This window comes from Chryseobacterium sp. L12, from assembly GCF_056133985.1.
Map to the genome: position 1 here is coordinate 1 of NZ_JBVYOF010000008.1, position 18648 is coordinate 18648.

Consider the following 18648-nt stretch of genomic DNA (forward strand, 5'->3'; position numbering starts at 1 on the left):
TTAAATCGAACTCACGTTATATTATATAGAAAAACCTGCCTCACAGCAGGTTTTTTTATATCTGTCATTGTAAGCAAAGCGAAGCAATCCGTTTAAAATACTTGTGCAGATTTAAGAGATTGCTTCGTGGTTCGTTCTCGCAATGACATTTTAAAACAAACTCTCGTCCACAAAATTCGGGAGCGTCACTTTCAGATTCGGTTCTGCTTCCATGGCTCTTTTGATGGCGAAAACAGCACCTTCATTTCTTGCCCAGCTTCGTCGGGAAATTCCGTTGTTGACATCCCAGAAGAGCATTGATTTTAATCTTCTGTCGGCATCATCGCTTCCGTCCAATAACATCCCGAAACCACCATTGATCACTTCGCCCCAACCTACTCCGCCTCCGTTGTGAATAGAAACCCAGGTTGCTCCACGGAAACTGTCGCCAATCACATTGTGAATCGCCATATCTGCCGTAAATCTCGAACCGTCATAAATATTGGAAGTCTCTCTGTACGGAGAATCTGTCCCCGATACATCATGATGATCTCTTCCCAAAACCACCGCTCCGATTTCTCCGTTGGCAATGGCTTTGTTGAAGGCTTCAGCGATTTTCATTCGTCCTTCTGCATCTGCATATAAAATTCTTGCCTGCGAACCGACCACCAGATTATTTTCCTGCGCCCCTTTGATCCACTGAATATTGTCTTTCATCTGCTGCTGGATTTCTTCAGGAGAATTTTTAATCATTTCCTCTAAAACCTGACAGGCAATTTCATCCGTTTTCTGCAAATCTTCCGGTTTTCCGCTTGCACAAACCCAACGGAACGGTCCGAAACCGTAATCGAAACACATCGGTCCCATAATATCCTGAACATAAGAAGGGAATTTGAACTCTCTTCCCAACGTAGGATGATCTGACATTACATCGGCTCCCGCACGTGAAGCTTCCAGCAAAAAGGCGTTGCCGTAATCGAAGAAATACGTTCCTTTTTCTGTATGTTTATTGATGGCTGCAGCGTGTCTTTTCAGTGTTTCCTGAACTTTTTCTTTAAACAGTTCAGGGTTTTCTGCCATCATGATATTCGATTCTTCAAAGCTTTGTCCGGCAGGATAATACCCTCCTGCCCAAGGATTGTGAAGCGAAGTCTGATCGCTGCCAATATCAATTCTTATGTTTTCCTGATCAAATTTTTCCCAAACCTCAACGATGTTTCCAAGATAAGCCAGAGAAACCGATTCTTTATTTTCCTGAGCCTTTTTTACTCTTTCTACCAGTTCATCCAGATTTTCATGGATTTCGTTCACCCATTTCTGATCGTGACGAATTTTGGTAATTTTCGGGTTGACTTCTGCACAAACCGTCACACAACCTGCAATATTTCCCGCTTTTGGCTGCGCTCCGGACATTCCGCCCAAACCTGAAGTAACGAACAATCCGCCTTTTGGTTCTTTATTTATTTTTCTGAATGCATTCAAAACCGTAATCGTTGTTCCGTGAACAATTCCCTGCGGACCGATGTACATATAACTTCCCGCCGTCATTTGTCCGTACTGCGAAACCCCCAACGCATTGAATTTTTCCCAGTCATCGGGTTTAGAATAGTTAGGAATAACCATTCCGTTTGTCACGACAACTCTCGGCGCATTTTTATGCGAAGGAAACAATCCCATCGGATGACCGGAATACATCACCAGAGTCTGTTCGTCCGTCATTTCAGACAGATATTTCATGGTTAAAAGATACTGCGCCCAGTTGGAGAAAACCCCTCCGTTTCCACCGTAAGTAATCAATTCGTGAGGATGTTGCGCTACAGCATAATCCAGATTGTTCTGAATCATCAGCATAATCGCTTTTGCCTGCTCAGATTTCCCGGGATAATCAGAAATTGGTCTGGCCTTCATTTCGTAATCCGGACGAAAACGGTACATATAAATTCTTCCGTATTCATCAAGTTCTTTTCTGAACTCCTGAATTAACTCTGCATGAAATTGAGGTTCGAAATACCGTAAAGCATTCTTTAATGCTAATTTTTTTTCTTCTTCCGTTAAAATTTCTTTACGTTTCGGAGCGTGGTTGATGTTGGTTTCGTATGGTTTCGGTTGTGGCAGCTGGCTTGGAATACCTTGCTGTATTTGCTCTTTGAAAGTCATAGTTCAGTTTAAAATTCTTTGGTTGAATGCTGAAATTATAGTTCTAAAATCAAGGTTTTAAAGATATAAAGAAAAATTTATACCTGAAACAGGCTTCGACATGTGTTTAAAAAGCTTTTGAAGCAAAAAGTATTTCACAAAATCATCAGGTTTTTTATATTTGGAATCTGCGGAAGTGTTGGAATGAAATTTTACAGAATCCAGATAGAACGAAGAATTGTTTAATTAAAATATAACTGTTTTATAATCAATATTAAAATACAGATCAAATGAGAGAAGAAAACCTGAATAAACTGAAAAGTATTTTTTCTGACCTAAAAAGTGAAGAACAAAAACTGAAAGAAAGTCTGGAAAAGAAGAAAACCGAAGAAGATCTTTTTCTTGAAGAGTTCAAAAAACTCTGCAAAAATATTATTGATCCCAAAATGCAGGAATTCAGAAGAATGCTGAGAGAAAACGGTTTTGGATGTAAAATCTCAGTAAATGAGGAAAACCGGGAAGGAAAAGGAATCAATTCCAGAGCTCATATTAAACTTCAGATTTCCAGAAATCCTGATTCTAATTTTTATACCAACAGTAAATTTCCGCATATCATGTTTATCGGAAATATTGTTTCCAAAAGAATCGAAATTCACGAGGATACTATTTTTCAGAACGGAACAGGAACTGCCGCTCTTAAAGAGCAAACTTATTCTATAGAAAATCTTAATGAAGAAATTACAGAGCAGGAAATCTTGCATTCTATTGAGAATATTCTGATGAATAAATAGCCAGATTTTCAGGTTTAGAAAAAATAATCAGTAGAAACCACTTTAATAAAAAAGGAGAATCATCTCTGATTCTCCTGTTGGTAGCGGGGACACGACTCGAACGTGCGACCTCCGGGTTATGAGCCCGACGAGCTACCTACTGCTCTACCCCGCGGTATATTTTCTGAAACGTTTACCGAAAACGTTATATTTAGTAGCGGGAACCGGACTCGAACCGATGACCTTCGGGTTATGAGCCCGACGAGCTACCTACTGCTCCATCCCGCGATATATTTTTGCACTCTAAAAAATGGTAAGTGACCTTAGTAGCGGGGACACGACTCGAACGTGCGACCTCCGGGTTATGAGCCCGACGAGCTACCTACTGCTCTACCCCGCGATATTGGACTGCAAATATACGAATAATTCTTAAAAATGCAAGTTTTTCTTTTAAATAAGGCATATTCTTTGATTCAATCTAAATATTCGTACATTTGTTTATGGCAAAAATTTTAAAAATATATCCAGATAATCCTCAGGAAAATCTTATCAATGAGGTAATTAAGACATTGAATAATGGTGGACTTATCATCTACCCTTCTGATACGGTATATGCTTTGGGCTGTAATATTTTTGACATTAAAGCAATGGAAAAACTTGCCCAGCTAAAAAAGCAAAAGCTGGAAAAAGCAAAATTTTCTATCATATGTAATGATCTAAGCCATCTTTCGGATTTTACAAGACCTATTGATACTTCTATATTCAGATTTCTGAAAAGCCATCTTCCGGGTCCGTTTACTTTTATCCTTGATGCCAACAAAAACCTGCCTTTAGCCTACAAAAACCACAAAACTATCGGGATACGGGTTCCTGATCATCCTATCCCTCAACTAATTGTAGAAAAACTGGGACACCCTATCGCTTCTACATCGATTAAAGATGACGATGAAATTATTGAATATTCTACTGATCCCGAACTCATTGCTGAAAAGTACGATCATCTGGTTGATATTGTGATCGATTCCGGCTATGGAGATAATATAGCATCAACCATTGTAGATCTAACTTCCGGTGAACCGGAGATCATTCGTCAGGGAAAAGGAGAAATATAGATCTGCTTTAGAATGAGTTTAAACGGTAGATATTCTTTAGGTATAATCCTCACCTTTGTATTGCTTACTGCTTTTATGCTGTACTCAATGCCTGTTATCAATATTTTTTTTCAGTATAAAGCAGTATCACCAGATTTATTTTTTTATAACAGGCTTTCGCTATGGTTGGTTTTAGCATTGGTTTTATTGTATAATTTCTTCATAGAAGACAGATCTTTTTTCGTTTGGGAAGATAAAAAATATTCTTTTCTGTTTTATTTGAGTGCTGTTGCTGTTGTGTATCTTATATGTACAATTGGCGGTGCTCTTCTGAACGGTATTATCATTTTTCTGACAGAAGAAAAAATCAGCAAAAGACTCGCAGAGTTCAAAATTTTATTCCAAGACAATTATCTGCTTATAGCATTTACCTGTCTTACCGCAGGAGTGATTGAAGAACTGCTGATGAGGACTTACATTCAGCCAAGAATTGAGAAAATTTATAATAGTCCGATGCTGGGCGTGGTAGGTTCTGCACTTTTGTTTGGACTTCTTCACAGTACTTACGGAACAATCGGGCAGGTTGCGGTTCCATTTTTTATAGGACTTGTTTTTGCCATGTTTTATAAAGTATATTCCAATATTAAAATTCTGGTCATCTGTCATTTTCTTATTGATTTCATTTCTTTGATGATGATGAATATGATCGATATTAAACACTTATCTTTATTATAGTTATGAAAATTATAACTTCTCCCGCAAAACTGATGAATGTAGATTATTCAACTGATCTTCTTCGTTCCACAACACCCAAATTTATTGATGAAGCAGCATTAATCCAATCTTATTTGAAAGAAAAAACTCCCAAATATCTTTCAGAATTAATGGAAATTTCGTCTAAACTCGCTGACGAAAACTGGGAGAGAAACCAAAAATGGAAGGCCAAACCAACGGCAAAAGAATCATGTCCTGCCCTATTTGCTTTTACAGGAGAGGTTTACAGAGGTTTAGATGCCAAAAGCTTAGATAAAAAAGCCGTGGATTATCTTCAAAAAAATCACAGAATACTTTCCGGATTATATGGATTACTGAAACCTTCTGACAAAGTAATGCTTTACCGTCTGGAAATGGGAAGAAATTTTGAATTTGAAGAATATAAAAACCTCTACAGCTTCTGGACAGAAAAAGTAACTGATCTGCTTAATTCTGAGATGAAAAAAAATGAAATCCTTCTTAACCTTGCAAGCAACGAATACGTAAAAGTAATTGACCGAAAAAAACTGAATCATCAGATGATTGATTTTGATTTTTATGAGCTGAAAGAAGGAAAACTGAAAACCATCGTTGTTTATACCAAACATGCAAGAGGTCTTGTCGCAAGATTCTGCGCAGAAAATAATGCTGAAACGCTGAACGATGTAAAAGCATTCAACTATGAAGGCTACAGAATTGATGAAGAAAAATCAACGGATAACCATCTTGTTTTTGTACGATGAAATTTGAAGAAATAAAGAAAATTTTTGCTCAAAACATTTCTGATTTATATGAAGAATCGGAAAACCGTTTTATGTTTCAACTGTTTGCCGAATATATTCTGGGCTGGAATACAATTCAACAAAGACAGTTTTCAGATAAGGAAATCTCAGAAGAACATGAAAGAAAATTCAGACACATTATTTCAGAACTAAAAACAGGAAAACCTTATCAGCAGATTTTGGGTGAAACTGAATTTTACGGAATGAAAATTTTTGTGGATGAAAATGTGCTGATTCCACGTCCGGAAACAGAAGAGCTGCTGGAAATTGCACTACAAAAAATCCAAAGTTCTGAACTCAAAATTCAGGATATGAAAATTCTTGATATCGGAACCGGAAGCGGAATCATTCCTTTAGTTTTGAAAAAACATTTTCCTGAAGCTGTAGTTTACACCGTTGACTTCTCTGAAGAAGCCTTGAAAACTGCCAGAAAAAATGCAGAATTTCATCAGTCTGACATTCATTTCATTCATGCTGATTATCTTAATTACGATTTGAATCAGAATTTCGATATTATTATTTCAAATCCACCTTATATTGGAATAAATGAAGAAACTGAAATTGCTGATGCTGTTAAAAACTTTGAACCCACAATGGCGTTGTTTTCTCCTACTTCAGATGCGCTGATTTTTTATAGAAAAATTGCAGAAGATGCAAAGAAATATCTGCATAAAAACGGGTTTGTATTTCTTGAAATCAATCAGAAATTAGGGCATGAAACATTGGCTTTATATGAAAAAGGTTTCACTGAAGCGGAACTAATAAAAGATCTTAGCGGAAATGACAGATTTATAGTCGTTAAAAAATAAAGACTGAAACTCCTACCTGGTTGTCTTTTCTCTGCATTTTTTTACGGCTAAAGGAAATTTCGATCTTATATCTGAAAGACTTAAAATTATTTATGGGCTGCAATATTGTTTAAAATCCATTCCAGCTGCACATCTTTTTTATCAATTACATCCTGCAAACTTTCTATGACTTCAACATCAGGAACAACGCCCCGCTGTTTCTCTTCAAACTCAATGTTAGGCTGCACCAAAAGCAAACCAATCGGAAATTCTATTTTAGAATGGGGTAACTTTTGATAAGAATAAAATCCTGCTACCGTTCCGTCATTGGCGCCTCCTGTTTCTTCACCTACCAAAACAGCTCGTTTGTCATACTTTAATTTTGACGAAATTACCGATGAGGCAGAGAAACTGCTTCCGTTGATCAGTACATATACCTTCCCTGAAAAAGCATCTTCTTTAGGCTTTGTAGATTTATTCTCTTTCATCTTGTAATACGCAATTCCGTCTTTACCTTTGTAAACATTAAAAGCCTGATAAAAAAAGTAACCGGGATAAGCTAGACTTTTGAAAGTATACTGCAGCGGATTGGCTTTTCGAAAATAATTAGTTCTGAACGGACTCATTCTGGAGGTTAATTCTGAAGGTTTGATCAGGACAAAAGGTTCTTTCGCAAGATAAGAGTAGAGATTATTGATCTCAGAAAGCGAGCCTCCGTAATTGTTCCTGATGTCAATAATCAGATAGGAAGATTGGGCATTTTTAATTTTAGAAAATGTTTCTTTATAAAATTTCTGAGAGAAAGTTCCCGAAAAGCTCTTGATCTTCATATATGCAACCGTACTGTCTTTGTCCAGAAATTTAAAACTCCTGTTATAAGAATTGCTGAATGCTACATAATCGTTGATCTTTTTTTCAGGAGTTCTTTTGCGGTCTGTTTTTTCTTTTTCGAGCTCTTTTTCGTTCTTTGATTGTCGTTTTAAAATGATTTGCTTTCTTTTGTTTTCATAAAGCGTTTCAATTTTTGCGCTGTCCAGAATTCCTTTTTCAGCAACATAAAAATTAAAGAAAACATCGTTCAGATAATAAGGCTGGAACGTTGTATTTTCACCATCACTATTGATTAATTTACTATATTTTCTGATATATTTTGAAACAGGTTCATCATTAATACTCAGGAGTTCTGTTCCCGGTTTAATATTCTCAACAGAATCTTTATTCTCTGTAAAATAAAGATGCTCACCCTCAAGACGGTACTCAAATCTTCCGAAAAGTCCTTTTTTATTTTTCAGTGTCTTAATTTCTTTTTTCGAAAATCTTTTTGCAGGCATTCTCAGAGAAAGATGACCTTCTTTGATCTGCGCAATAACAGGCTGCAATTTGAAATAAAACTGTACAGAATTGAGTGGCTTATTTATCGTATTTTTAATGCTGTCAAATTTATAATCAAGTTCCTTTTTAGAGATGTACCAGTATAGTTTTGGATGAAGCTGCTGAAGTTTAGAATAAGCAAAGTCTACATCTTTTCTGAGATTTTCCGGAGAGATCATTTCCAGTCTCTGCTCGTTATAGTTTTTCACAGAAGTACAGGAAGAAAAAATGACTGCTAAAGCAATAAAAAAAAGATATTTCAAGGTTAAGCGGTTTAAAAAATAAAATTACTAAAACTTTATTGAAAATTAAAAAGTAAAACAGAAACTCATCCGTCAGTTAAAAAAGTTGATTAACTTTATCATTATGAAGAATCATTCATTATTGTTTTATATTTAAAAAAGCCAAATGATCTATTTTTTAGTTATTATCACTATACTATTTGTATTAGCTTATTTCATTCTTTCATCAGAAGTTTTCGGAGCAAATCCGAAAGGAAAACGCCGGGAAAGAATTTTACAGTCTAAAAACTTCAAAAACAAGCAGTTTCAGAATCAGAGTTTTACTCCTCAGTTTGCAGAAGGCTATTCTATGCCCAAAGTAATGTCAGAATTTTTTCTGGGTAAAAAAGACCCTTTATTGAAGCCTGCCCAGGCTATACCCGCAATACATTCAGACCTGAAGAATTTACCTCAGGATAAGGATGTTTTTGTCTGGCTGGGACATTCTTCTTACTTCTTAAAAATTGAAGGTGTTTCGTTTTTGATAGATCCTGTTTTAAGTAAATACGGCTCGCCTTTTCCGATATTTAACAAAGCTTTTGAAGGTTCAGATATCTTTAAACCTGAAGATATTCCTGCTATTGATTATCTTGTCATTACCCACGATCATTACGATCATCTTGATTTTCCTACGGTAAAAGCAATCCGCAACAGGGTTGAAAAAGTCATTCTTCCTTTGGGAGTCGGAGCGCATTTTGAAAGATGGGGATATTCTGAAGACCAGCTAATAGAAGAAGACTGGGACGCTGTTGTTGAGCTTAAAAAACAATTTAAGATTACCTTTACACCCGCAAGACACTTTTCCGGAAGAAAATTTAGCCGAAACAATACTTTATGGACATCCTACGTACTTCAGTCATCTTCAATGAAGATATTTTTGGGCGGCGACAGCGGCTATGATACCCATTTTAAAAATATAGGAAAAAATTTCGGACCTTTTGATCTTGCCATTCTGGAAAACGGACAGTATAATGAAGCATGGAAATATATTCACGCGCTACCGGAAGATGTGATACAGGCAAGTCTTGATATCAATGCAAAGAAAATAATCCCTGTTCATTCCGGAAAATTTGCACTGGCGCTTCATCCCTGGAACGAACCGCTTCAAAAAGTGACTTCTTTGGCAAAAGAACACAACATTAAAGTTTTAACACCGAAAATTGGCGAAGTTTTAGAACTCCACAATGATGAAACATCATTCGAACGGTGGTGGCAATAACTTAATCGTGCCAGATTCCTTTATATCTTTTCGGGTGATTTTCTAGCTGTTGCCTTACAAAATCGCATTCCGGATCTATCATCAGATCTTTTTCTTCGGCATAATTTACAAGCTTGTCTAAAAGCAGCTTTGCAAAGCCATGCCCTTCATGCTTTTCATCAATTTTTGTATAGTAGACATTCAGAAGCCGCCCGTCTAAAGAGATTGACATATACCCAACTTTTTCATCATCTATAATAAGTTGCAGCTCATCTTGATACGGAGATATTTGAAATTTAATATTATTCATGATAACTTATTTGTAATGGTTGATATTGAGGATCGTTTTTATTTTAAAAATACAAAAATTTAATGAATATTTCAAACTAAAATTTGTAATTTAGATAGCGTATTGAAATATTATAGATTTTAATAATTAATTTTAAAAATATAATTAATTTGATCTATCACGTAAATTATCTTTAAAAATTAAAAAACTATCCTTCACAATTATTCTTATTTTAATTTTGAAATATTAATTGAAAAATAAATTATTATGAATAACCAAGACTCAGGTAAATGCCCTTTTCCTCACGACGATTTTTCGAAAAAAAATGATCCTAATCAAGGAGAAACCATTCACAGCCAGAACGAAAAAAATCCTGTTACGCCAGATGCTTCCCACAGCAGTCCGGGAAAATGCCCCGTTATGCACGGTGCAAATACAGGCACAGACCAATCAGTGATGAGTTGGTGGCCCAAAGCTCTAAATCTTGACATACTTCATCAACACGATAAAAAAACCAACCCTCTCGGAGAAGATTTCAATTATGCAGAAGAGTTTAAAAAACTGGATCTTGAAGCTGTAAAATCTGATCTGAAAAACCTGATGACTGAAAGTAAGGAATGGTGGCCTGCAGATTGGGGACATTATGGAGGATTGATGATCAGAATGGCGTGGCACGCTGCAGGAACATACAGAGTTGCTGACGGAAGAGGTGGCGCAAATACGGGAAACCAAAGATTTGCCCCGTTGAATTCATGGCCAGATAATGCCAATTTGGATAAAGCAAGAAGACTGCTTTGGCCTATTAAGAAAAAATATGGAAATAAATTATCCTGGGCAGACCTTATGATTCTTGCAGGAAATATAGCTTATGAATCTATGGGCTTTAAAACTTTTGGATTTGCAGGCGGAAGAGAAGATATATGGCATCCTGAAAAAGATATCTACTGGGGAAGCGAGAAAGAATGGCTTGCTCCAACAGGAAGCGAAGGAAGCCGATATTCCGGAGAAAGAGATCTGGAAAATCCTCTTGCTGCTGTGATGATGGGATTAATATACGTAAATCCTGAAGGTGTTGACGGAAATCCTGATCCTTTGAAAACCGCTCAGGATATGAGAACCACTTTCAAAAGAATGGCGATGAATGATGAAGAAACAGTAGCTCTTACAGCCGGCGGACATACCGTAGGAAAAGCTCACGGAAATGGTGACGCTTCCACTTTGGATAGTGATCCTGAAGAAGCCGGTATTGAAAACCAAGGTTTTGGATGGATAAATCCTAAAGGCGGCGGAGGAAATACAGTAACCTCCGGAATTGAAGGAGCATGGACAACCCATCCGACAAGATTTGATAATGAATATTTTGATTTGCTGTTCAAATATGACTGGGAACTGAGAAAAAGTCCGGCGGGAGCATGGCAGTATGAGCCTGTAAATATTGCCGAAGAAGATAAACCTGTAGATGCCCACAATCCTGATGTACGCAGAAACCCTATGATGACCGATGCAGACATGGCTTTGAAAGTAGATCCTGAATACAGAAAAATTTCAGAAAAATTTCGTGAGAATCCTGAATATTTTCAAGATGTCTTTGCCAGAGCATGGTTTAAACTTACGCACAGAGATCTGGGTCCAAAATCAAGATATCTTGGAGCTGATGTTCCTGCGGAAGATCTTATATGGCAAGATCCTATTCCTACAGTAGACTACACACTTTCTGATGATGAAATAGAAGCTTTAAAAACAAAAATTTTAAGTTCGGGGTTGAGTAAGGCTGAGCTGATCAATACCGCTTGGGATTCCGCAAGAACATTCCGAGGCTCTGACTTCAGAGGCGGAGCAAACGGAGCAAGAATTCGTCTTGAACCCATGAAAAACTGGGAAGGAAACGAGCCTGAAAGACTTAAAAAAGTTTTAAATGTTCTCGAAATGATTCAAGCTGGCTCAGACAAAAAAATAAGCATTGCGGATTTAATTGTTTTAGGAGGAAGTGCAGCTGTAGAGCAGGCTGCCAAAGAAGCCGGATTCGATGTAAAAGTTCCTTTTGCACCAGGAAGAGGTGATGCTTCTCAGGAACAGACTGATGTGGAATCTTTTGCAGAGCTGGAGCCATTACATGATGCATATAGAAACTGGCAGAAGAAAAACTATGTTGTAACTCCGGAAGAAATGATGCTCGACAGAACTCAGCTCATGGGACTTACTGCACCGGAAATGACCGTTCTTATTGGCGGAATGAGAGTTCTGGGAACCAATTTTGGCGGGACCCGACATGGTGTTTTCACAGAAAATACTGGAGTTTTGAGTAATGATTTCTTTGTGAATCTTACGGATATGAACTACAAATGGCAGCCAGCAGGAGAAAATTTATATAATATTGTAGACAGAAAGTCTGGCGAAACAAAATTTACCGCAACCAGAGTAGATTTGGTATTTGGTTCCAATTCTATCCTGAGAGCGTATGCAGAAGTGTATGCACAGGACGATAATAAAGAAAAATTTGTAAAAGATTTTGTCAAAGCCTGGACTAAGGTAATGAATGCCGACCGCTTTGATCTGAAATAAGCATATTTCATCATCATATTAATAATCCTTCATTGTTTTTAAACTTTGAGGGATTTTTTATTCAAAAGATTAAACTTTTCTTATTTTTGTGAAAATATAAATACTCGGTCTTGAAGAATCACTTAATCATCTTTTCTACTGCTTTATTCGGTGTTTTTGCCGGGTGGATCGACGTTAAAGGTCAGGAATCTAAAGAAATTCTGGAACTGAAGAGTAAACTGACTTCTGCAAAAAGCCCTAAAGATAAACACATCCATTATTTGCAGCTTGCTGACGCTTACGGAATGCAAGGGAAAACAGATAGTGTTTTTGTTTTTTTAACCAGAAGCGAAGAAAATGCTAAGAAAATGAATAATAATGATGAGGCCGGTAGAATAAATATTTTTCTCTCACAATTTTTTTTGCAGAAAGGAGATTTGAAAAATTCTGAAAAATACATTAACGAAGCTCATCTTTTGTTAGCCAATTCCAAAAATTATGACCATGTAGGATTACTAAATTATGCCACAGCTGGTGTAAACATCTTTAAAAAACAATATACCAAAGCCACGGAAAATTACAAAAAAAATATCCGTTTGTATGATGAAGGCAAGGAAATAGACAAAAAATATGTCACCATGGCTTATCAGGGATTGTTCACCAATTTAATCATTCAGAGCAACTTTAGAGAGGGCTATTTAGAATCGAATAAGTATATTGACTACGTAAAGAAAAACGAACCAGAAAGGTTAGATATTGCCTATCTTTTGTTAGGTAGTTTTTACATGAGTGCTAAAGATTACGACAAATCGCTCAATTCATATCAAAAAACAGTTTCTTTGTCCAAGAATCAGGATTTAGTAAATCTTTGTTATGCTTTTTTAGGAATTATTTATGCCGAAAAAAAAGAGTTGGATTTAGCAAAAAAATATACCGATAAAGCCAATGCGTTTTTTAAAGGAGGCAATAACAATATTGCTTTAGGAAGTATTTACTACGGTTACGCAAGTATTTTTTTACAGCAAAACAAATTAGATCAAGCGGAAGAATATATTAAAAAAGCAATTGCAATTGCCCCAGAAAAAGATATTTCATCTACTAAATTTTCATACCTTTCTAAGCGGAATGAAATTTTGCTTAAAAAATTAACGCAATCGAGTTCTAATATGAGCGATGTAGAGAGAAAACAAAAATTAGAACTACTTCTAAATGATTTAAAAGAGAACTCCCAATTTTTAGAATCTACTGATACTTTCCTAAGTCCAGAACTTATTATTACTAATTTTGATAATCTATCGAAAGTAAACGAAGAATTGGGAAATTATGAACAAGCTCTTTTTTATCGAAAAAAATACATTGATAAAAAAGAAGAAACGTACGGTTTGGATAAAATGAAAGAATTTCTGAATACCCAATCTGATTACGAATTGCGTGAACAAAAAGCCAAAATAGAACTTCAGGAAGCTACTAAACGTATTCAGCTGCAAAAAGAGATTGAACTAAAAGCCTTAAAATTCGAGTACGAAAAAAAACAAGCCGAAGCCAAGACCGAAGCCGAAAAGAAAAGATTGCTTTTGGAAGAAGACCTGAAACGCAGAGAAATAGAGCTTACCTATGTTCAACAAAAAAAAGCAGCAGAACAAAGATATATTCAGGAGAAAAAATTAGCTCAAATTAATCAAGAGAAAAAAGACGCCATTGCCAAAGCAGAATTAGAAACCTCAAAATCCGAAAAAAATATGTGGGCAATTGGTGCTGGTTTGTCTTTGTTGCTGTTGGGTTTTGCAGGCTTTTCTTATAACCAAAAGCGTAAAGACAATAAGAAAATAGCCGAAGAAAAACAAAAATCTGAAAATCTTCTGCTGAATATTCTTCCGCATGAAGTGGCAGAAGAGCTGAAAGAAAAAGGTAAAACAAGTGCAAAACATTTTGATGAAGTTTCAGTTTTATTTACCGATTTTGTCAATTTCACTGCAAATTCAGAAAGAATAGGTGTACAAGAAGTTCTTAATGAACTCAACATCTGCTTTACAGAATTTGACAAAATTATGGACAGATATAATCTGGAAAAAATAAAAACCATTGGAGATGCTTATCTTGCGGTAAGCGGATTACCGGTTTCTAATGAAGAGCATGCAGAAAACGCAGTTAATGCGGGATTGGAAATTTTAGATTACATCAAAAAGAGAAAGGAAAATAATCCCAATGCTTTGGATATAAGGATTGGAATACATTCAGGACCAGTGATTGCCGGAATTGTCGGAGTGAAAAAGTTTGCATACGATATCTGGGGAGACACCGTAAACACAGCGGCAAGAATGGAGCAAAACAGCCAGAAAGGCAGGCTCAATATTTCTGGCTTTACATACGATTTGATAAAAAACAAATTCGTTTGCGAATACAGAGGTAAAATAGAGGTAAAAGGAAAAGGTGAACTGGATATGTATTTTGTAGAAAAATTATAATTGTGATTACAAAAAACTCACTATTTCAGCCAACATATTTTCTGATTATCTTTACAGATTGATAGCGTATCAATCAGCAAATTCTACCAACTTAAAATATAAAGGTTTGAAAAAAAGTCTACTTCTCCGACTGCTTTATATTGCAATAATATTAATGCAACATTTTTATTCTGCGCAAAACACTGCGGAGAATCTTCAGATTTTATATGAAAAAGAAGTAGAGGAAGGCTTTGCCATTGAAGGAAAATGTAAGTTTTCCACAAATGACAATCCAGCTTTTGCACAAACAAATTTTAATGATTCTCAATGGAAATTTATTGATTTCACTTCACGTGATCTTTTAAAGAAAAGTCAGGTTTTTTGGTTTCGATATCATTTTAAAATCGACAGTAACCTTATCGGAAAACCTCTTTTTTTAGAGGTTAACCAATCCGGAGCTTCCGAAATTTTTCTTAATGGAAAAAAAATAAAAACCCTTGGTAAAATTGGTGTAGGAGAAAAGCAGATTTCAAAAATAAAAGACGCTAAACCTTTAATTATCTCCTTTGACAGTACCGAAAAAAATGTATTGGCAATTAGATATAAGCCATCCATAGAAAAGGATGGGGTTTCATCGGTGAATTTTGGTTCAAAAGCAATAAATATCACTTTTTCTCCGGCAAACGCTTACGTGGAAAACAAGATGTCTATTTCCAGAAATATCAACTTTTATACAATGTTGATTTGCGGTATTTTTCTTGCGTTAGGATTTATACATCTTTTACTTTTTATTTTTTACAGAAAGGCGGTATACAATTTTTATTTTTCCACTTACAACCTTTCAATTTGTGCGATGAGCTATATGGTTCTCCTTATCTATGAGATTGAAGATCCTGCAAAATTCAGACTTTATCTCCTTATTGCTTTGTATGCACTTATCATATTCGGTGGCTCTTTAACAGGTTTTGTGAATACGTTATTCGGAAAAAGCAGATTGAGATTCAGAATTATGCTTGCAATTCCGGTCTTACTGATCATCATTCACTTTTTCTCACCAGAAATATCCTTTATTTTCTGTATTTTTTATTTGTTTTTTGCAGCCATGGAATCTTTTTATCTTATTATAAAAGCCATGATAAAAAGAGAAAAATCAGCTTTTATCGTTGGAGGCGGAATTCTAACTTTCTTTTTGTTTACTGTAATCACATTGGTCGTTTTCCTTTTGGATTCTTTTAATATTGTAGATGCAGACAATATTATGGATACGGACGGGATGGGATATTTTGCGCTCTTCGTTTTCATTAGCTTTCCTGTTTCCATTTCAGCGTATCTTGCATGGCAGTTTGCAGCAACCAATTTAAGTTTGAAAAAACAGCTTGATGAGGTAAACAGACTTTCTGAAATCAATCTTTTGCAGGAACAGGAAAAACAGCATATCTTACAAAACCAAAACGACATTCTCGAAAAACAGGTAGATGAGAGAACAAAAGAACTACAGGTTGAGAAACATAAAACAGAAACATTACTGCTCAATATTCTTCCGCAGGAAGTTGCCGAAGAGCTGAAGGAAAACGGAAGTTCAGAAGCTAAATATTATGACGAGGTGACTGTCTTATTTACAGACTTTGTAAATTTTACTCAAAATTCCGAAAAAATGGGAGCCGAAAGAATGCTTGTAGAACTCAACGATTGTTTTACCGCATTTGATCTGATCATGGAAAAACATGGTCTGGAAAAAATAAAAACCATTGGAGACGCTTATCTTTCGGTCTGCGGACTTCCAAATCAGAATCCGCAACATGCATATCAAACGGTTTTGGCAGCTTTAGACATTTTACAATTTATTGAAAACCGAAAGAAAACAAATCCTGAAACGCTTGAAATAAGAATTGGGATCAACTCAGGATCTCTGGTTGCAGGAATTGTTGGTCTCAAAAAATTTGCGTACGACATTTGGGGAGACACCGTAAATACCGCCGCAAGAATGGAACAAAACAGTGAAAAAGGTAAAATCAATATTTCTGATTCTACTTATCAGCTAATTAAAGACAAGATCATCTGCGAATACAGGGGTAAGATAGATACCAAAGGAAAAGGTGCGATGGATATGTATTTTGCTCTCCAAATAAAAAACAACTAAAAAATTTTTTATCTTTATTTTTGAATATGGAATACGAAAAAATAAAAAAAGTTATACTCCAGAAATTAAAGGAAAATCTTCCCAAACATCTTTCTTACCACAGTGTACTTCATGTGAAGGACGTTATTGATGCAGTTCAGAAAATAGCAGTTTCTGAGGGAATTTCCGGTGAAGAGATGGTTCTTCTCAAAACGGCAGCTTTATTCCATGATACCGGATTTTTGTACGGCGCAAAAGACCATGAGGAAAAGTCATGCGACATTGCTAAGGAATATCTTCCGGATTACGGATACAGCGACTCTCAGATTCAAAAAATAAACGGAATGATCATGGCAACCAAAATTCCGCAGTCACCTAATAATCATCTGGAACAAATCATGGCAGATGCAGATCTGGATTATTTGGGGAGAGAAGATTTTTTTACCATCGGAGACAAACTTTTCGAAGAGCTTACCATGTTTGGAATTGTAAATTCTGAGCGTGACTGGAATCTTCTGCAGGAAAAATTTCTGGAAAGTCACCACTTCTTCACCGAAACAGCCATTAAAACACGTAATCAGAAAAAACAGGAAAATTTAGACATTATTAAATCTAAATTAAATTCATAAGCATGAGTTCTCAAAAACCGCACGGATCATTATTCAGCATTTCAGATATAATCTATCTGCTTTTAGGAGTTATTTCAACAAGCATTGCCCTCAAAATTTTCTTGGTTCCCAACCATTTTCTGGATGGCGGAGTGACCGGCATTTCGCTGCTTTTCCATGAAGTAAAACATTGGAATCTAGGTATTTTACTTATTTTGCTCAACATTCCATTCGTTCTTTTGGCTTATTTCAAAATAAGCCGACACTTTGCTATACGCAGTACTGTTGCGATTGTTCTGATTGCATTGATACTTAATTTTGTCCACTTTCCGGAAATTACACACGACAAATTATTGGTTGCTATTTTCGGAGGTGTTTTTCTGGGAATCGGTATTGGATTATGTATGAGAGGTGGCGGAACCTTCGACGGCATGGAAGTTTTGGCATTAATGACTTTCAAAAAAAGCAGTTTCAGCATTACCGAAATTATTTTGGGAATGAATATCATCATTTTCGTGATTGCCGCATCATTTTTAAAGATTGAGACCGCATTATATGCTATTCTTACCTACGTCATTGCCAGTCAGATTACCAAATATGTGATCGAAGGAATTGAAGCCTACACCGGAGTCACCATTATTTCGGGGAATAGTGAAGAAATAAAAAAAGCTTTAGTTCTTACTTTGAACCGCGGAATTACTGTTTACAAAGGCGAAAGAGGATTTATGAAAGAAACTTTTGAGCAGAGTGCAGATGTAGATATTATTTTTACAATTGTGACCCGTCTTGAAGTGAGAAAACTTCAGAATATTGTAAAATCTATAGATCCAAAAGCTTTCATTTTCACCCAAACCGTACGTGAACCGCAGGGAGGAATCGTAAAAGAAATCGTAAAACATTAATCAAATCTGATGATTAATGTTAAGCTTTTTCAGGAGCTATTTCCGGCTATACACTATATCTTTTTTGTTTTTTCCCGGGCTGATATTCCATCCGAAAACAAAAAAGGATGCCGTTTCTATCCGGGCTATTAAAAGAACCATAGCTTTTGCGATCTTTGAAGTATGCTAAAAACCTATAAAAAATGGAATCAAAAGACTAAGTTTATATTTAAACTCCAAAATATTCTTTAAGAGCTTCTACATTCTTTTTATCATTTCCAATAAAAATCTGCTTATCCGTAAGAAAAACCGGACGTTTTAAAAAAGTATAATGATCCAGAATCAGTTCTTTAAAATCATTTTCCTTCAAAGCTTTTACATCCAGACCTCTGAGTTTTATCTGCGTAGATTTTTTGCTGAATAATGATTCGTAAGATTGACTTTTATCATACATCTCGTTCAGCTCTTCCTTAGTAACCGGCTCTTTTTTGATCTCTCTCAATTCCCAGTCTGACAGATCAAACTGTGCTAAAATCTTTCTGCACGTATCACAAGTATTCAGATAAAAAACTTTCTTCATGATTGATAATTTAGGTCAAAGAAACAAAATATTCAGC

The 18648-nt window shown here is 35.9% G+C and carries 15 protein-coding genes and 3 tRNA genes; 11 read left to right on the top strand and 7 right to left on the bottom strand.

From position 1 onward, the window contains the following. Window positions 1-150: 150 nt before the first annotated feature. Window positions 151-2136: a urocanate hydratase gene (locus tag AC0NBN_RS04925; protein WP_160814136.1), complete on the bottom strand. Its 1986-nt coding sequence runs from the start codon at window positions 2134-2136 to the stop codon at window positions 151-153. A 269-nt stretch (window positions 2137-2405) separates the two neighbouring features. On the opposite strand from AC0NBN_RS04925, the gene AC0NBN_RS04930 reads away from it, so the two are divergent. Further along, complete coding sequence (locus AC0NBN_RS04930; RefSeq protein ID WP_160814137.1) at window positions 2406-2906, top strand: hypothetical protein; 501 nt, start codon at window positions 2406-2408, stop codon at window positions 2904-2906. Between the two features lie 78 nt (window positions 2907-2984). On the opposite strand, the gene AC0NBN_RS04935 is transcribed toward AC0NBN_RS04930, so the two are convergent. The 3 genes from AC0NBN_RS04935 to AC0NBN_RS04945 form a co-directional block, all read right to left on the bottom strand. Further along, window positions 2985-3060, bottom strand: a tRNA-Met gene (locus AC0NBN_RS04935). A gap of 40 nt (window positions 3061-3100) precedes the next feature. Then, window positions 3101-3173 (bottom strand) — tRNA-Met (locus AC0NBN_RS04940). A gap of 39 nt (window positions 3174-3212) precedes the next feature. Further along, a tRNA-Met gene (locus AC0NBN_RS04945) sits at window positions 3213-3285 on the bottom strand. Window positions 3286-3385: 100 nt separating this feature from the next. Here AC0NBN_RS04945 and AC0NBN_RS04950 point away from each other — a divergent pair. From AC0NBN_RS04950 to prmC, 4 genes are read left to right on the top strand one after another with little or no spacing between them, the layout of a single operon-like run. Continuing rightward, entirely contained in the window at window positions 3386-3997 is a 612-nt protein-coding gene (locus AC0NBN_RS04950) for an L-threonylcarbamoyladenylate synthase (RefSeq protein WP_160811955.1), read from the top strand. 12 nt (window positions 3998-4009) lie between these two features. Continuing rightward, window positions 4010-4711 (top strand): CPBP family intramembrane glutamic endopeptidase, encoded by a 702-nt coding sequence (locus AC0NBN_RS04955; RefSeq protein ID WP_160811956.1) that lies wholly within the window; start codon window positions 4010-4012, stop codon window positions 4709-4711. Between the two features lie 2 nt (window positions 4712-4713). Next, on the top strand, window positions 4714-5472 hold the full coding sequence (gene yaaA, locus AC0NBN_RS04960; RefSeq protein ID WP_160811957.1) for a peroxide stress protein YaaA: 759 nt from the start codon (window positions 4714-4716) through the stop codon (window positions 5470-5472). Continuing rightward, a complete protein-coding gene (gene prmC / locus AC0NBN_RS04965; protein WP_160811958.1) occupies window positions 5469-6320 on the top strand; it encodes a peptide chain release factor N(5)-glutamine methyltransferase in 852 nt (283 codons plus the stop codon). Before yaaA ends, prmC begins: the two co-directional genes overlap by 4 nt. An 86-nt stretch (window positions 6321-6406) precedes the next feature. Here the strand turns inward: prmC and AC0NBN_RS04970 are convergent, their stop codons facing one another. Next, window positions 6407-7933 (bottom strand): S41 family peptidase, encoded by a 1527-nt coding sequence (locus AC0NBN_RS04970; protein ID WP_474467307.1) that lies wholly within the window; start codon window positions 7931-7933, stop codon window positions 6407-6409. A gap of 145 nt (window positions 7934-8078) precedes the next feature. Here AC0NBN_RS04970 and AC0NBN_RS04975 point away from each other — a divergent pair, with 145 nt between their 5' ends. Continuing rightward, window positions 8079-9170, top strand: a complete 1092-nt coding sequence (locus tag AC0NBN_RS04975) for an MBL fold metallo-hydrolase (RefSeq protein ID WP_160811959.1) — start codon at window positions 8079-8081, stop codon at window positions 9168-9170. A gap of 1 nt (window position 9171) precedes the next feature. Here AC0NBN_RS04975 and AC0NBN_RS04980 read toward each other — a convergent pair whose 3' ends face one another. Beyond that, window positions 9172-9459 carry a GNAT family N-acetyltransferase gene (locus tag AC0NBN_RS04980; protein WP_143884394.1) on the bottom strand — a complete coding sequence of 96 codons (288 nt, stop codon included), beginning with the start codon at window positions 9457-9459 and terminating at the stop codon, window positions 9172-9174. A 246-nt stretch (window positions 9460-9705) separates the two neighbouring features. Between AC0NBN_RS04980 and katG the strand changes: the two genes are divergently transcribed. The 5 genes from katG to AC0NBN_RS05005 all read left to right on the top strand — a co-directional run bounded on the left by katG (window position 9706) and on the right by AC0NBN_RS05005 (window position 18052). Beyond that, complete coding sequence (gene katG / locus AC0NBN_RS04985; RefSeq protein WP_143884395.1) at window positions 9706-12000, top strand: catalase/peroxidase HPI; 2295 nt, start codon at window positions 9706-9708, stop codon at window positions 11998-12000. Between the two features lie 110 nt (window positions 12001-12110). Next, window positions 12111-14444 carry an adenylate/guanylate cyclase domain-containing protein gene (locus AC0NBN_RS04990; protein ID WP_160811960.1) on the top strand — a complete coding sequence of 778 codons (2334 nt, stop codon included), beginning with the start codon at window positions 12111-12113 and terminating at the stop codon, window positions 14442-14444. A 154-nt stretch (window positions 14445-14598) separates the two neighbouring features. After that, window positions 14599-16563: an adenylate/guanylate cyclase domain-containing protein gene (locus AC0NBN_RS04995; protein ID WP_160811961.1), complete on the top strand. Its 1965-nt coding sequence runs from the start codon at window positions 14599-14601 to the stop codon at window positions 16561-16563. 26 nt (window positions 16564-16589) lie between these two features. Further along, window positions 16590-17171, top strand: coding sequence for an HD domain-containing protein (locus tag AC0NBN_RS05000; RefSeq protein ID WP_160811962.1), 582 nt, complete (start codon window positions 16590-16592; stop codon window positions 17169-17171). Between the two features lie 2 nt (window positions 17172-17173). Beyond that, window positions 17174-18052, top strand: a complete 879-nt coding sequence (locus tag AC0NBN_RS05005; protein WP_160811963.1) for a YitT family protein — start codon at window positions 17174-17176, stop codon at window positions 18050-18052. Window positions 18053-18260: 208 nt separating this feature from the next. Here the strand turns inward: AC0NBN_RS05005 and AC0NBN_RS05010 are convergent, their stop codons facing one another. Beyond that, a complete protein-coding gene (locus tag AC0NBN_RS05010) occupies window positions 18261-18611 on the bottom strand; it encodes an ArsC/Spx/MgsR family protein (protein ID WP_160811964.1) in 351 nt (116 codons plus the stop codon). Window positions 18612-18648: the final 37 nt, after the last annotated feature.

Bases quoted from the DNA above. Each gene is read 5' to 3' on its own strand.
- AC0NBN_RS04925 (WP_160814136.1), bottom strand. From the start codon at position 2,136: ATGACTTTCAAAGAGCAAATACAGCAAGGTATTCCAAGCCAGCTGCCA.
- AC0NBN_RS04930 (WP_160814137.1), top strand. From the start codon at position 2,406: ATGAGAGAAGAAAACCTGAATAAACTGAAAAGTATTTTTTCTGACCTA.
- AC0NBN_RS04950 (WP_160811955.1), top strand. From the start codon at position 3,386: ATGGCAAAAATTTTAAAAATATATCCAGATAATCCTCAGGAAAATCTT.
- AC0NBN_RS04955 (WP_160811956.1), top strand. From the start codon at position 4,010: ATGAGTTTAAACGGTAGATATTCTTTAGGTATAATCCTCACCTTTGTA.
- yaaA (WP_160811957.1), top strand. From the start codon at position 4,714: ATGAAAATTATAACTTCTCCCGCAAAACTGATGAATGTAGATTATTCA.
- prmC (WP_160811958.1), top strand. From the start codon at position 5,469: ATGAAATTTGAAGAAATAAAGAAAATTTTTGCTCAAAACATTTCTGAT.
- AC0NBN_RS04975 (WP_160811959.1), top strand. From the start codon at position 8,079: ATGATCTATTTTTTAGTTATTATCACTATACTATTTGTATTAGCTTAT.
- AC0NBN_RS04980 (WP_143884394.1), bottom strand. From the start codon at position 9,459: ATGAATAATATTAAATTTCAAATATCTCCGTATCAAGATGAGCTGCAA.
- katG (WP_143884395.1), top strand. From the start codon at position 9,706: ATGAATAACCAAGACTCAGGTAAATGCCCTTTTCCTCACGACGATTTT.
- AC0NBN_RS04995 (WP_160811961.1), top strand. From the start codon at position 14,599: ATGCAACATTTTTATTCTGCGCAAAACACTGCGGAGAATCTTCAGATT.
- AC0NBN_RS05000 (WP_160811962.1), top strand. From the start codon at position 16,590: ATGGAATACGAAAAAATAAAAAAAGTTATACTCCAGAAATTAAAGGAA.
- AC0NBN_RS05005 (WP_160811963.1), top strand. From the start codon at position 17,174: ATGAGTTCTCAAAAACCGCACGGATCATTATTCAGCATTTCAGATATA.
- AC0NBN_RS05010 (WP_160811964.1), bottom strand. From the start codon at position 18,611: ATGAAGAAAGTTTTTTATCTGAATACTTGTGATACGTGCAGAAAGATT.